Origin of the sequence: Micromonospora citrea, assembly GCF_049629545.1 — a bacterium.
In the GTDB taxonomy this organism is placed as follows: Bacteria; Actinomycetota; Actinomycetes; order Mycobacteriales; family Micromonosporaceae; genus Micromonospora; species Micromonospora citrea_A.
This window is the reverse complement of sequence record NZ_JBNADX010000006.1, coordinates 139,417-155,459: the sequence shown is the minus strand read 5'-3', so window position 1 is coordinate 155,459 and position 16,043 is coordinate 139,417. Positions and strand designations below refer to the sequence as shown.

At 74.9% G+C, this 16,043-nt stretch carries 2 protein-coding genes; both read left to right on the top strand.

The window, feature by feature from the left end; all coding sequences use genetic code 11:
• The first annotated feature begins 30 nt into the window (after positions 1-30).
• A complete protein-coding gene (locus ACPFP2_RS09835; protein ID WP_424088216.1) occupies positions 31-10,980 on the top strand; it encodes an SDR family NAD(P)-dependent oxidoreductase in 10,950 nt (3,649 codons plus the stop codon).
• A 36-nt stretch (positions 10,981-11,016) separates the two neighbouring features.
• A complete protein-coding gene (locus tag ACPFP2_RS09830) occupies positions 11,017-16,005 on the top strand; it encodes a type I polyketide synthase (protein ID WP_424088214.1) in 4,989 nt (1,662 codons plus the stop codon).
• Positions 16,006-16,043 lie beyond the last annotated feature (38 nt).

Below are 16,043 nucleotides of genomic sequence, written 5' to 3'. Positions count from 1 at the left end.
CGACGGGTCAACACAAGGAGTGGGCGGTCCATGGCTGACGAGGCGAAACTTCTCGACTACCTCAAGCGGGTCACCGCCGACCTGCACCAGGTGCGCCAGCGCCTGCGCGAGGTCGAGGCCGGTGAGCAGGAGCCGGTCGCCATCGTCGCCATGAGCTGCCGCTTCCCCGGCGGGGTGCGCTCACCGGAGGACCTGTGGGAGGTGGTCGCCTCCGGCCGGGACGTGGTCTCCGACTTCCCGGACGACCGGGGCTGGGACCTGGGCTCGCTGTACGACAGCGACCCGGAGCAGGCCGGCACGTCGTACACCCGGCAGGGCGGATTCGTGCACGACCTGGCGGACTTCGACCCGGGGTTCTTCGCGATCTCCCCCCGCGAGGCGCTGGCCATGGACCCGCAGCAGCGCTGGCTGCTGGAGACCTCGTGGGAGGTCTTCGAGCGGGCCGGTATCGACCCGCACTCGCTGCGCGGCAGCCGCACCGGCGTCTTCGCCGGCAGCACCGGCCAGGACTACGGCGGCGTGCTGATGGGCGCCGCGCAGGGCCTCGAGGGGCACCTGATGACCGGCAACGCCGGCAGCGTCGTCTCCGGCCGCATCTCCTACACCTTCGGGCTGGAGGGCCCGGCGGTCACCGTCGACACCGCCTGCTCGTCCTCGCTGGTGGCCCTGCACCTCGCCGGGCAGGCGCTGCGGCAGCGGGAGTGCACCCTGGCCGTGGTCGCCGGGGTCACCGCCATGTGCACCCCGGCCGCGTTCGTCGAGTTCTCCCGGCAGCGCGGTCTCGCCGCCGACGGTCGCTGCAAGGCGTTCGCCGCCGCCGCCGACGGCACCGGCTGGTCCGAGGGCGTCGGCGTCCTGCTCCTGGAGCGGCTCTCCGACGCCCAGCGCAACGGCCACCCGATCCTCGCCGTGGTCCGGGGCAGCGCCGTCAACCAGGACGGGGCGTCCAACGGACTGAGCGCCCCGAACGGCCCGTCGCAGCAGCGCGTGATCCAGCAGGCGCTGGCCAACGCCGGTCTCGCCGCCGGTGGCGTGGACGTGGTCGAGGCGCACGGCACCGGCACCCGGCTCGGCGACCCGATCGAGGCGCAGGCGCTGCTCGCCACGTACGGGCAGGACCGGGGGTCGGCGGCGCCGCTGCTGCTCGGCTCGGTCAAGTCGAACCTGGGGCACGCGCAGGCCGCCGCCGGGGTCGCCGGTGTGATCAAGATGGTGATGGCGATGCGGCACGGCGTCGTGCCGCCCACCCTGCACGTGGACGCCCCGACCCCGCAGGTCGACTGGGACGCGGGCGCCGTGGAGCTGGTCACCGAGGCGACGCCGTGGCCGGCGGTGGACCGGCCGCGCCGCTCGGCGGTGTCGTCGTTCGGCGTGTCCGGCACCAACGCGCACACCATCCTCGAACAGGCCCCCGCCCTCGAACCGGCCCCGGCCACCGCCGCGCCGATGGTCGAGCGGCCGGTCCTGCCCGTGACGGTGTCGGCCCGCGACGCCGCAGCACTCGCCGCGCAGGCCGGCCGGTGGGCGGACCGGCTGGACGCCGACACCGACCTGCGCCCGCTCGACGTGGCGTTCTCGTCGGTGGCCACCCGCTCCACGTTGGACAGCCGTGCGGTCGTGACGGCGACCGACCGCGACGACCTGCTCGCCGGGCTGCGGGCGCTGGCGGCGGGGGAGCCGTCCGGCGCGGTGATCGCGGGTCAGGCCGGCGACCGGGGTCCGCTCGCGGTGCTCTTCTCCGGTCAGGGCGCGCAACGCGCCGGCATGGGCCGACAGTTGTACGGGTACGTCGAGGGGTTCGCCACCGCGCTGGACGAGGTCTGCGCGCACCTGGATCCGCTGCTGCCGCAGCCGCTGAAGTCGGTGCTCTTCGCCGACGAGGGCACCCCCGAGGCGGGGCTGTTGGACCAGACCGTCTTCACCCAGGCCGGCCTGTTCGCGGTCGAGGTGGCGTTGTTCCGCCTGGTCGAGTCCTTCGGCGTGGTGCCCGACTTCGTCGGTGGGCACTCCATCGGGGAGATCACCGCCGCGCACGTCGCCGGGGTGCTGTCCCTGGCCGACGCGTGCGCTCTGGTCGCCGCCCGGGGCCGGTTGATGCAGGCGTTGCCGGCCGGTGGCGGGATGCTCGCGGTGGCCGCGTCCGAGGCCGAGGTGGCCGAGTCGATCACCGGGTTGACCGACCGGGTCGGCATCGCCGCCGTCAACGGCCCGGCCTCCGTCGTCGTCTCCGGTGCGCTCGACGCCCTCGACGAGGTGGAGCGGGTCTGGCGGGAGAAGGGGGCCCGGACCCGCCGGCTGACGGTGAGTCACGCGTTCCACAGCCCGCTGATGGAGCCGATGCTTAACGAGTTCCGGGCCGTCCTCGACGGGCTGTCCTTCGCCGCGCCGCTGCTGCCGGTCGTGTCGAACCTGACCGGCGCGCTCGCCGACGGCGACGAGATCCGCACCGCCGACTACTGGGTGCGGCACGTCCGCGAAGCCGTCCGCTACGCCGACGGGATCACCGCCCTGCGGGCGGCCGGGGTGGACACGTTCCTGGAGATCGGTCCACAGAGCGTCCTGACCGCGATGACCGCCGACGTGCTGCCCGACGCCGACGGCGTGCTCGCCGTCGCCGTCCAGCGCAAGGACCGGCCCGAGGTGGCGGCGCTGCTCGCCGGCCTGGCCGACCTGCACGTGCACGGTGTGCCCGTCACCTGGCAGCCCTGGTTCATCGGCACCGGCGCGACCCGGGTCGACCTGCCCACGTACGCGTTCCAGCACCAACGGTACTGGCCCGAGGCCGGTGCCGGGTGGACCGGCGACGTCACCGCCGTCGGCCTGCGTCCCGCGCAGCACCCCCTGCTCGGCGCCGCCGTCGGCGTCGCCCACGCGGAGGGGTTCCTGTTCACCGGGCGGCTGGCCCGGCGTACCCACCCGTGGATCTCCGACCACGTCGTCTTCGACACGGTGCTGCTGCCCGGCACCGGCTTCGTCGAACTCGCCCTGCAGGCCGGCGCGCACGTCGGCGCGGACCACGTCCGCGAGCTGACCCTGGAATCCCCGCTGATCCTGCCCGAGACCGGCGGCGTCGACATCCAGCTCTGGATCGGCCCGGCCGACGAGACCGGCTGCCGGTCGGTCTCCCTGCACTCCGCGCCCGACGGCGAGCCCGCCGAGGGTGAGCGGGCCTGGACCCGCAACGCCAGCGGTGTGCTGGCCTCCGGACCGGCGAGCCCGGCCGGCCCGCCCGGCTGGTCCGACCTGACCGCCTGGCCGCCCCCGGACGCCACCGAGGTTCCCACCGACGACCTCTACCTCAACCTCGCCGCCCAGGGCTACGACTACGGCCCGTCCTTCATCGCGCTGCGCTCCGCCTGGCGGCGCGGCGACGACCTCTTCGCCGAACTGGCCCTGCCGGAGACCCCGGCCGCCGAGGCCGGCGGGTACGGACTGCACCCGGCGCTGCTCGACGCCGCCCTGCACACCCTCGGCCTGACCACCCCCACCGGCGAACCGTCCGGCGCGGACGTTCCACCCGGGTACGGCCGGCTGCCGTTCTCCTGGAACGACGTCGCCCTGCACGCGGCCGGCGCGGCGGCGGCCCGGGTGCGCGTCTCGCACACCGGCACCGACAGCGTCTCCCTGCTGCTCGCCGACGTCACCGGCGCGCCGATCATCTCCGTCGGCTCCCTCGTGCTGCGGCCGGTCTCCGCCGACCAGCTCCGGGTCGCCTCCGGTGGTGGCGCAGAGTCGCTGTACCGCATCGAGTGGACCCCGCTGGCCCTGCCCGCCGGCCCGTCGACCGTCGGCTGGGCGGTCGTCGGCGACGACGCCGGCCTCACCGACGCCGTCGCCGCCACCGGGACGGCCGTCGCGGCGTACCCGGACCTGACGGCCCTGGGCGGCGCGCTGGACGAGGGAACGGACGCGCCCGGCGTGCTGGTCGTGCCGTTGCTCGACCCGCCCCCGGCGGCCGACGTGCCCCGCGTCGTCGCCGAGGCGACCCACCGGGCGCTCGCCGTGCTCCAACGGTTCCTCGCCGACGACCGGTACGCGACCAGCCGGCTGGTCGTGCTGACCCGGGGCGCGGTCGCCACCGACGCCGACGCCGACCTGACCGACCTCGCCGGAGCCGCGGTCATCGGCCTGGTCCGCTCCGCCCAGTCGGAGAACCCCGACCGGATCGTGCTGGTCGACGTCGACGACGTGGCCGGCAGCGCCGCCGCGCTGGTGGCGGCCGTCGACACCGACGAGCCGCAGGTCGTCATCCGCGCCGGTGTCGCCGCCGGGGCCCGGCTCACCCGGGTGCCCGCTCCGGCCGAGCCGCCGGCCGCCCCGTTCGACGGCGACGGGACCGTGCTGATCACCGGCGCCACCGGCACCCTCGGCCAGCTCATGAGCCGGCACCTGGTGACCGTGCACGGCGTGCGCCATCTGATCCTCACCAGCCGGCGGGGCCGGGCCGCCGGGGGAGTCGCCGAACTCTGCGCCGACCTGGCGGCGCTGGGCGCGACCGTGACCGTCGCCGCCTGCGACGTCGCCGACCGGGACGCCCTGGCCGACCTGCTCGCCGGCATCCCCGCCGCGCACCCGCTGACCGCCGTCGTCCACGCCGCCGGTGTCCGCGACGACGGCGTCATCTCCTCGCTCACCCCCGAACGGATGGACGGGGTGCTGCGCCCGAAGGTCGACGCCGCCTGGAACCTGCACGAGCTGACCGCCGATCTCGACCTGAAGGCGTTCGTCTCGTACTCGTCCCTGGCCGCCACCGCCGGCGGCCCCGGCCAGGGCAACTATGCCGCCGCGAACGCCTTCCTCGACGGGCTGGCCCACCACCGCACGGCACATGGTCTCGCCGCCCTCACCCTCGCCTGGGGTCTGTGGGCCGACCGCAGCGGCATGACCACCGAGCTGGACGACGTCCACCTCAACCGGATCTCCCGCTCCGGCGTCGCCGCCATGGAGGCCGAGGAGGGCCTCGCCCTCTTCGACGCCGCCTGCCGGACCCCCGCCGCCGCGCTCGTCCCGGCCCGCCTCGACCTCGCCGCGATGAAGGTGCAGTTCGCCGGCGGCAGCATCCCACCGCTGTACCGGGCGCTGATCCGTGTCCCCGCCCGGGCCGCGGCGGCGACCAGCACCGGCGCGTCCCTCGTCGGGCAGCTCGCCGCGCTCGGCGACGCCGACCGGCTCGCCGCGCTGGTGGAGATCGTGCGCGGCCAGGCCGCCGCCGTGCTCGGCTACCCCGACCCGGCCGCGATCGAGCCGCGCCGGGCGTTCAGCGAGTTCGGCTTCGACTCGCTCACCGCCGTCGAGATGCGCAACCGGCTCAACAACGCGTTCGGGATGCGGCTGCCGGCCACCCTCGTCTTCGACTACCCGACCCCGCACGACTTGGCCGCGTTCCTCGGCACCGAGATCGCCGGCGCCCCGGTCCCGGTGCGACCCGCGACGACCACCGTCGCCGTCGGCGACGACGAGCCCCTCGCCATCATCGGCATGGCCTGCCGGCTCCCCGGCGGCGTCTGGTCGCCGGACGACCTGTGGCGGCTCGTCGCCGACGGCGTCGACGCGATCACCGACCTGCCCACCGACCGGGGCTGGGACCTCGACTCGCTGTACAGCCCCGACCCCGACGCCAGCGGCACCTTCTACGCCCGCGGCGGCGGCTTCCTGCACGGCGTCGACCGGTTCGACCCGGGATTCTTCGGCATCAGCCCGCGCGAGGCCCTGGCGATGGACCCGCAGCAGCGGCTGCTGCTGGAGACCACCTGGGAGACCTTCGAGTCCGCCGGCATCGACCCGGCCACCGCACGGGGCAGCAGCACCGGCGTCTTCGTCGGCACCAGCGGCCAGGACTACGGCTCCCTGCTCGCGTACTCGCCGGAGGCCGCCGAGGGATACATGCTGACCGGGATGACCAGCAGCGTCATCTCCGGGCGGGTGGCGTACACGTTCGGGCTCGAAGGGCCGGCGGTGTCGCTGGACACGGCCTGCTCGTCGTCGCTGGTGGCCCTGCACTGGGCCGGCCAGGCGCTGCGCCGCGGCGAGTGCGACCTGGCCCTGGCCGGCGGCGTGATGGTGATGGCCACCCCGACGGCGTTCGTCGAGTTCTCCCGCCAGCGTGGCCTCGCCCCCGACGGGCGGTGCAAGTCCTTCGCCGCCTCGGCGGACGGCACCGGCTGGTCCGAGGGCGTCGGCATGCTGCTCGTGCAGCGGCTCAGCGACGCCCGCCGCCACGGCCGCCAGATCCTCGCGGTGGTCCGCGGCTCGGCGATCAACTCCGACGGCGCGTCGAACGGTCTGACCGCTCCGAACGGTCCGTCGCAGCAGCGGGTGATCCGGCAGGCCCTCGCCAACGCCGGGCTGACGTCCGCCGACGTGGACGTGGTCGAGGCGCACGGCACGGGCACCACGTTGGGTGATCCGATCGAGGCGCAGGCGTTGCTGGCCACGTACGGGCAGGGCCGCGACGGGCATGAGCCGTTGCTGCTCGGGTCGGTGAAGTCGAACATCGGGCACGCGCAGGCGGCGGCGGGTGTGGCCGGTGTGATCAAGATGGTGCAGGCGATGCGGCACGGTCTGGTGCCGGCGACGTTGCACGTGGACGAGCCGTCGCCGCACATCGACTGGTCGGTCGGGGCCGTGGAGTTGGTGACCGAGGCGCGGGCGTGGCCGCAGGTGGACCGGCCGCGCCGGGCGGCGGTGTCGTCGTTCGGCATCTCCGGCACCAACGCCCACGTCATCATCGAGCAGGCCGACGCGCCGGCCACGCCGGCCCGCACCGAATCGGGGCCTGCCCTGGTCGAGGCGGACGCGACGCTGTGGTCGCTCTCCGCCCGGTCGAAGGGCGCGCTCGCCGGCCAGGCCGCCCGCCTGGCCGCGTACGTGCGCCAGCAGTGCGACGTCGAACCGGTGGCGGTGGCGTGGTCGCTGGCCACCCTCCGGTCGACGTTCGACCAGCGGGCCGCCGTGCTCGGGTCGACCGTCGAGGAGTTGCTGACCGGGCTCGACGCCCTGGCCGCCGGCACCCCGGCCGGCACCGTCGTCACCGGCCCGGTCTCCGGCCACGGCGCCGGCCCGGTGTTCGTGTTCCCGGGTCAGGGTGCCCAGTCGGCGCGGATGGCGGCCGGTCTGGTCGGTCGGACGCCGGTGTTCGACGCGCGGCTGGCCGAGTGTCAGCAGGCTCTCGCCCTGTACCTGGACGTGGATCTCGTCTCGGTGTTGACGGGCGAGGACGAGTCGTGGCTGGAGCGGGTCGAGGTGGTGCAGCCGGTGCTGTGGGCCGTCGGCATCGCTCTGGCTGCGGTGTGGCAGCACGTGGGCGTCACTGCGCAGGCGGTGATCGGTCACTCGCAGGGGGAGATCGGTGCCGCGTGTGTCGCCGGGATTCTCACCTTGGAGGATGCGGCGAAGACGGTGGCGTTGCGGTCCCGGGCCCTGGCGGTGCTGCGGGGCACGGGCACGATGGCCTCGATCGACCTGCCCGCCGACGCCGTCACCGAACGCCTACCCGCGTTCGAGGGCGTCGGTGTGGCCGCCGTCAACGGCCCGTCGACCATCGTGGTGTCCGGTCCGCCGCAGCCGGTGGCCGATCTGGTCGACGCCTGCCAGGCCGACGGCATCCGCGCCCGGCTGATCCCCGTCGACTACGCCTCCCACTCCGCCGCCGTGCAGGAAGTCGCCGAACAGCTCCGCGCGGATCTGGCCGACGTCACCCCGCAGTCCGGCCACACCAGGCTGGTCTCCACCCTGACGGGGGAGTGGGTGGATCCGGTCACGATGACGGCCGACTACTGGTACGACAACCTGCGTCGCACCGTGCAGTTCGACGCGGCCGTGCGGGTGGCGATCGCGGCCGGGCATCGCACGTTCGTGGAGGTCAGTCCGCACCCGGTGCTGACGATGCCGGTGACGGCGATCCTGGACGACACCGACACCATCGGCCACACCCTGGGCAGCCTGCGCCGGGGCGACGACGACGCGACCCGGCTGCTGACCAACCTGGCCACCGCCCACACCATCGGCCTGCCCGTCGACCTCACCCGGGTGCTCGCCGGCACCGACACCGTGCCGCTGCCCACCTACGCCTTCGAGCACCAGCGGTACTGGGTCGACCCGCCCGTGCACCGCAGCGGCGACGTCGCCTCCGCCGGCCTCCAGGACGCCGGCCACCCGCTGCTCAGCGCCACACTGACCTTCCCCGACAGCGAGCGGATGGTCTTCACCGGACGGCTGTCGGTGCGTACCCACCCGTGGCTCGGCGAGCACCGGGTGATGGACAACATCCTGCTGCCCGGCACCGCCTTCGTGGAACTGGCCACGTACGCCGGCGAGCAGGCCGGCTGCCCGAAGGTCGAGGAGCTGACCCTGCTCGCCCCGCTCGTCCTGCCCGAACTCGGCTCCCTCCAGGTCCAGCTCACCGTCGGCGAGCGCGACGACGACGGCCGCCGCGCCGTGCAGCTCTACTCCCGCCCGTACCGGGACGGCTCCGACGAGATCCTCGCCGACGTGGCGTGGACCTGCCACGCCACCGGCCTGGTCGCCCCGCAGCAGACCGACGCGCCCGCCTTCGACCTCGGGGTGTGGCCGCCGCCCGGCGCCACCCGCGTCGAGAACGACGACTTCTACTCCGGCATCGAGGCCACCGTCTTCGGGTACGGCCCGGCGTTCCGCGGCCTGCGCGCCGCGTGGACCCGCGGCACCGAGGTCTTCGCCGAGGTGGAACTGCCCGCCGACCACCACGCCGAGGCGGGCCGCTTCGGCGTGCACCCGGCGCTGCTCGACGGCGCGTTGCAGGCCATGTCGATCGGCGGCTTCCTCGGCCGGATGGGCGACGGCGCCGACGCGACCGTCCCCCGCCTCCCGTTCGCCTGGACCGGGGTGTCCCTGCTCGCCGCCGGGGCCACCGCCCTACGCGTCCGCGTCGCCGCAGCCGGCGAGGTCGGCGTCTCCTTCCAGGTGGCCGACGCCACCGGCGCGCCCGTGCTGCACGTCGACTCGCTGATCATGCGCCGGGTCTCCGGCGACTCCCTCGGCGCGGCCCGCTCCGGCCGGCACGAGTCGCTGTTCCAGGTGGACTGGCCGGCGCTGCCGGTGCCCACCGGCCCGGTGCCGGCGGCCACCCGCTGGGTGGTCCTCGGCGGCGACGACCTGACCGTCAGCGGGGCCTGCGAGTCGGCCGGGGCGCGGGTGCGTACCGACGTCGACCTGGACTCCCTCGGTGACCTGCTCGCCGGCGGCGAACCCGCGCCCGAGGCGGTGATCGTCGCCGTCGGCGGCGGCGGGGACGACACCGACCCGGCGCTCGCCGTGCAGGCGCGCGCCACGACGCACCGTACCCTCGCGGCGGTGCGGACCTGGCTCGCCGACGACCGGTTCGCCGGGGCCCGGCTGGTGCTGGTCACCCGCGACGCGGTCGCGGCGGGGGAGCAGCCGGTGGTCAACCTGCGCCAGGCCCCGGTCTGGGGCCTGCTGCGCACCGCCCAGCTCGAACACCCGGGCCGGTTGCAGCTCGTCGACTGCGACGGCGACCCGGACAGCGCCGCCGTGCTGGCCGCCGCGATCGGCTCCGGGGAGCCGCAGCTCGCGGTCCGCGCCGGGCAGGTGCGCACCCCGCGCCTCGGACGGGTCCCGGCCGGCGTGGACCTGCTGCCCGGCGGCATCGACCCGGACGGCACCGTGCTGATCACCGGCGGCACCGGCGTGCTCGGCCGACTCCTGGCCCGGCACCTCGCCACCACCCACGGCGTACGGCACCTGCTGCTGGCCGGGCGACGCGGCGCGGCGGCCGACGGGATCGGCGACCTGGTCGCCGAACTCGCCGGCACCGGTACGCGGGTCACCGTCGCCGCCTGCGACGCCGCCGACCCGGACGCGCTGGCGGCGCTGCTCGCCGGGGTGCCCGAGGCGCACCCGCTCACCGCCGTGGTGCACGCCGCCGGTGTCCTCGACGACGGGGTGCTGGAGTCGATGACCCCCGACCGGATCGACGCGGTGGCGGTGCCGAAGATCGACGCGGCGTGGCACCTGCACCGGCTCACCGAGGGACACGACCTCGCCGCGTTCGTGCTGTTCTCCTCGGCGGCGGCCACCCTGGGCAGCGCCGGGCAGTCCAACTACGCGGCGGCGAACGCCTTCCTCGACGCCCTCGCCGCGCACCGGCGGGCCCGGGGCCTGCCCGGCATCTCCCTCGCCTGGGGCCTGTGGGAGCAGGCCAGCGGCATGACCGGGCACCTCGCCGACGCCGACGTGCGGCGCATCGCCGAGCAGGGCGCGGCGGGACTGGCCACCGGGCAGGCGCTGAACCTGTTCGACGCCGCGTGGCGGCTCGACGCGGCGGCCGTCGTGCCGATGCGACTGGACGTCGGCACGCTGCGCACACAGGCGGAGTCCGGCGCCCTGACCCCGATGCTGCGCGCCCTGGTCCGGGTGCCGCTGCGCCGCTCGGCCGACGCCGCCGGCGCCCGAACCGGCGGGGTGCCGCTCGGCCAGCGGGCCGCCGGCCTGGCCGGCCCGGAACGGCTCAAGGTGGTGCTCGACGTGGTCCGGGCCAACATCGCCGCCGTCCTCGGCCACGCCGGCGCCGACGCGGTCGACCCGGGCCGGCTCTTCACCGACCTGGGCTTCGACTCGCTCACCGCGGTCGACCTGCGCAACCGGCTCAACACCCTCTCCGGGCTGCGGCTGCCGGCGACGCTGGTCTTCGACTACCCGACCCCGACCGCCCTGGCCGAACGGCTGGCCGGCGAGATCGCCGCCGACGCGGCGCCCTCCACCCAGCCGCTGTTCCAGGGCATCGACACGGTGGAGAGCCTGCTCACCACCATCCCACTCGATCCGGCGGCCCGGGCCCGGTTCACCGCCCGCATGCAGGACCTGCTCGCCAAGGCGTCCGACCTCGCCGCCGGCCCCGCCGCCGACCAGGACCGGCCCGATCTCGACTCGGCCAGCGACGACGAGATCTTCGACTTCATCAGCAAAGAGTTTGGAATCTCCTGAGATGACCGACTTCCGGATCGAGGCAGGTGCGACCCGATGAGCGACGACAAGCTGCGGTACTTCCTCAAGCGGGTGACCGCCGACCTGCACGACACCAGGCGCAAACTGCAGACCGTCGAGGCGCGCGACGCCGAACCCCTCGCCATCGTCTCGATGAGCTGCCGGTTCCCCGGCGGCGTCCGGTCACCGGAGGAGCTGTGGGACCTCGTCGCCGACGGCCGCGACGCCCTCACCGAGTTCCCGGCCGACCGGGGCTGGGACCTGGAGTCGCTCTACGACCCGGACCCCAACAAGCCGAGCAAGAGCTACACCCGGGTCGGCGGGTTCCTCGACGACGCCGGGGCGTTCGACCCGACCCTGTTCGGCATCTCGCCGCGTGAGGCCCTGGCGATGGACCCGCAGCAGCGGCTGCTGCTGGAGACGTCCTGGGAGGCCGTCGAGCGGGCCGGCATCGACCCGCTGTCGCTGCGCGGCAGCTCCACCGGCGTCTTCGTCGGGCTGAGCACCTCCAACTACGGCATGGGCCTGCCGCACGTGCCCGAGGGCGTCGACATGTACCTCGGCACCGGCAACACCACCAGCGTGGCGTCCGGGCGGATCTCGTTCACCCTCGGCCTCAACGGCCCGGCCGTCACCGTCGACACCGCCTGCTCGTCCTCGCTGGTGGCGCTGCACCTGGCGGTGAACGCGCTGCGCCGTGGCGAGTGTGACCTCGCGCTCGCCGGTGGCGTCACCGTTATGGCCACCCCCGGCGTTTTCGTCGTCTTCTCCCGGCAGCGCGGCATGTCCGTCGACGGCCGGTGCAAGGCGTTCGCGGCCGGCGCGGACGGCACCGGCTGGGGCGAGGGCGGCGGCGTGCTCGTCGTCGAACGGCTCGCCGACGCCGAACGCAACGGCCACCCGATCCTCGCCGTCATCCGGGGCAGCGCCCTCAACCAGGACGGCGCGTCCAACGGCCTCACCGCCCCGAACGGCCCCTCCCAGCAGCGGGTCATCCGGCAGGCCCTCGCCAACGCCCGGCTCGGCACCGCCGACGTCGACATGGTCGAGGCGCACGGCACCGGCACCACCCTCGGCGACCCGATCGAGGCGCAGGCGCTCATCGCCACGTACGGGCAGGACCGGCCCGCCGACCAGCCGCTCTGGCTCGGCTCGGTCAAGTCGAACATCGGCCACACGCAGAGCGCCGCCGGGGTCGCCGGCCTGGTCAAGATGGTGATGGCGCTGCGCAACGGCGTGATGCCGGAGACCCTGCACGTCGACGAGCCGTCCCCGCACGTGGACTGGACCGCCGGGGCGGTGTCCCTGCTCACCGAGACCCGGCCGTGGCCGGAACTGGGGCGTCCCCGCCGTGGCGGCGTCTCCTCGTTCGGGGTCAGCGGCACCAACGCCCACGTGATCCTGGAGGAGTACCAGCCGCGTGCCGCCGCCCCGGAGACCGTCGACGGGGAGCAGGTCCCCGAGGTCGCCGTCGAGACCGTCGACCGGTCCGGCCTGGTCGACGCGGACGTGACGGTGTGGCCGGTGTCGGCGCGGTCGAAGGCGGCGCTCGCCCGGCAGGCCGACCGGCTCGCCCGGCACGTACGCGCGCACAGCGACGTCGCGGCGGCGGTGGGCTGGTCACTGGCCACCACCCGTTCGACGTTCGACCAGCGGGCGGCCGTGGTCGGGTCGACCGTCGAGGAGCTGCTGGGCGGGCTGGACGCCCTGGCTGCCGGCTCCCCGGCCGGCAACCTCGTCGCCGGTACGGTCACCGGCTCGTCCGCCGGCCCCGTCTTCGTCTTCCCGGGCCAGGGCGCGCAGTCGGCGCGGATGGCGGCCGGGCTGGTCGGCCGGACGCCGGTGTTCGACGCGAAGCTGGCCGAGTGTCAGCAGGCCCTCGCCCCCTACCTCGACGTGGATCTCGTCTCGGTGTTGACCGGTGACGACGAGTCGTGGCTGGAACGGGTCGAGGTCGTGCAGCCGGTGCTGTGGGCCGTCGGCGTCGCCCTCGCCGCCGTCTGGCGGTCGGCCGGCGTCGTGCCGGACGCGGTGATCGGCCACTCGCAGGGGGAGATCGGGGCGGCCTGCGTCGCCGGGATCCTCACCCTGGACGACGCGGCGAAGACGGTGGCGTTGCGGTCCCGGGCCCTGGCGGTGCTGCGGGGTACCGGCACGATGGCCTCGATCGACCTGCCCGCCGACGCCGTCGCCGACCGGTTGCCCGCCTTCGAGGGGGTCGGTGTGGCGGCGGTCAACGGTCCGTCGACGGTGGTGGTGTCGGGTCCGCCGCAGCCGGTGGCCGATCTGGTCGACGCCTGCCAGGCCGACGGTGTGCGGGCCCGACTGATCCCGGTGGACTACGCCTCGCACTCCGCCGCCGTCCAGGACGTCGCCGAGCAGTTGCGCGCCGACCTGGCCGACGTGCGCCCGCAGTCCGGCCACACCCGCCTGGTCTCCACGCTGACCGGTGACTGGGTCGACCCGGCCACGATGACCGCCGACTACTGGTACGACAACCTGCGCCGCACCGTGCAGTTCGACGCCGCCGTCCGGACCGCGATCGGCGCCGGGCACACCACGTTCGTCGAGATCAGCCCGCACCCGGTGCTGACCATGCCGGTCACCGGCATCCTGGACGACGCCGGGGTCTCCGGCCACACCCTGGGCAGTCTGCGCCGGGGCGACGACGACCCGACCCGGTTGCTGACCAACCTGGCCACCGCCCACACCCTCGGCCTGCCCGTCGACCTCACCGCCGTGCTCGCCACGACCGACATCGTGCCGTTGCCCACCTACGCCTTCGACCACCAGCGGTTCTGGCTGGACGGCAGCGGCGGCGTCGACCTGGAGACCCTGCTCCAGGCCGCGGCCGAGCCCACCGACGCCTCCTTCTGGGCCGCCGTGGAACGCGGCGACCTGACCGCCCTCGCCGAGACCGTCGCCACCGAGGACACCCCCGCCGACCGGGCCCTCGACGTGCTGGCCCCCGCGCTGCCGCTGCTCACCTCGTGGCGCCGGCAGCGCCGCCGGCAGTCCGACATCGACCGATGGCGCTACCAGGACACCTGGAAGCCGCTGACCGGGGTGGCCAACCGGGGCATGAGCGGCACCTGGCTCGTCGTCATGCCGACCGGTGACATCGTCGAGCCCTGGCAGGACGCCGCCGTGGCGGCGATCGCCGCCGCCGGCGCCACCGTCGTCCCGGTGCCCGTCTCCACCACAGACGCCGACCGTGACCTGCTCGGCAAGCTGCTGCGCGAAGCGGTCACCACCGCGCCCGGCCACGGCGACGAGGTCACCGAGGTGACCGGCGTGGTGTCCCTGCTCGCCTTCGACGAACTGGTCCACCCGCTGCACCCGTCCGTGCCCGGCGGCTTCGCCGCCACCGTCGCCCTCTTCCAGGCCCTCGGCGACGTCGGACTGCACGCGCCGATGTGGAGCGTCACCTCCGGCGCCGCCTCCGTCGGCCGCACCGACCTGCTGCGCTCCCCGATCCAGGCGCTGGTCTGGGGCTTCGGCCGGGTCGCCGCGCTGGAGCACCCGCAGCGCTGGGGCGGCCTGGTCGACCTGCCCGAGGCCGTCGACGAGCGCAGCGCCGACCTGCTGGTCGCGGCCCTCACCGCCGCCGGCGAGGAGGACCAGATCGCGGTACGCCCCAGCGGCCTGCTGGCCCGCCGGCTCACCCGGGTACCGCTCGGCGACAGCCAACCCGCGCACCCGTGGGAGCCCTTCGGCACCGCGCTGGTCACCGGCGGCACCGGCGCGCTCGGCGGGCACGCCGCCCGCTGGCTGGCCCGCAGCGGGGTGCAGAACATCGTCATCGTCAGCCGGCGCGGCATGGCGGCCCCCGGTGCGCAGCGGCTCGTCGACGAGCTGACCGAACTGGGCGCGCAGGCCACCGTCGTCGCCTGCGACGCCTCCGACCGCGACGCCCTGGCCGAGCTGATCGAGTCGATCCCCGCCGAACAGCCGCTCACCACGGTCGTGCACGCCTGCGCGGTGCTCGACGACGCCATGATCAACGACATCCGGCTGGAGCAGATCCAACGGGTCCTCGCGGCCAAGGTCGACGTCGCGTACCACCTGCACGAACTGACCCTCGACCTGGACCTGTCGGCATTCGTCATGTTCTCGTCCTTCGCCGGCAGCGTGGCCAGCTCCGGCGTCGGCAACTACGCCCCCAGCAACGCCTTCCTCGACGCGCTCGCCCAACACCGGCGCGGGCTCGGCCTGCCCGCCACCTCCATCGCCTGGGGCGCCTGGGCCGGCGGCGGCATGGCCGACGGACCCCTCGGCGAGCTGCTGCACCGCCACGGCGTACCCGAGATGGCCCCCGAGGCGGCGATCACCGCGCTGCACCAGGCGGTCGACCACGGCGAGGCGTTCCTCACCATCGCCGACATCGCCTGGGAGAGGTTCCACGTCGCCTTCACCGCCACCCGGCCCGGGCCGCTGATCAGCGACCTGCCGGACGTGCGCCGGCTGCGCGCGACCGAGCGGGTCGCCGCCCCGGACGCCGGCGACAGCCCGGACACGTTGCAGGAGCGGTTGGCCGGGCTGCCCGCCGCCGAGCGGCTCGCCGTGCTGCTCGGCCTCGTCCGCGGTCAGGTCGCCGCCGTGCTCAACTACCCGTCCGCCGAGTCGGTGGACGAGCACCGGGCGTTCCGGGAGCTGGGTTTCGACTCGGTCACCGCCGTCGAACTGCGCAACCGGCTCGGCTCGGCCACCGGCGTGGCCCTGCCCGTCACCCTGGTCTTCGACTACCCGACCCCGACGACCCTGGCCGAGTACCTCTTCGCCGAGGTCGCCCACGACGACGTGGTCACCCCGACGGTCCTCCTCGACGACCTCGACCGGATCGCCGACAGCCTCGACGTGGTGGCCCGGGACGAGGCGGCGCGGGTGCGGGCCACCGTACGCCTGCAGGCGATGCTCTCCCGGCTCGGCCAGGACAGCGGCGGCGCCACCATCGGCCGGCACCTCGACGACGCCACCGACGACGAACTGTTCGCGATGGTGGACAAGGACCTCGGCATCTCCTGACCCCGCTCCGGCTCTCACCCGTCCCTCCCGAGGAAGCG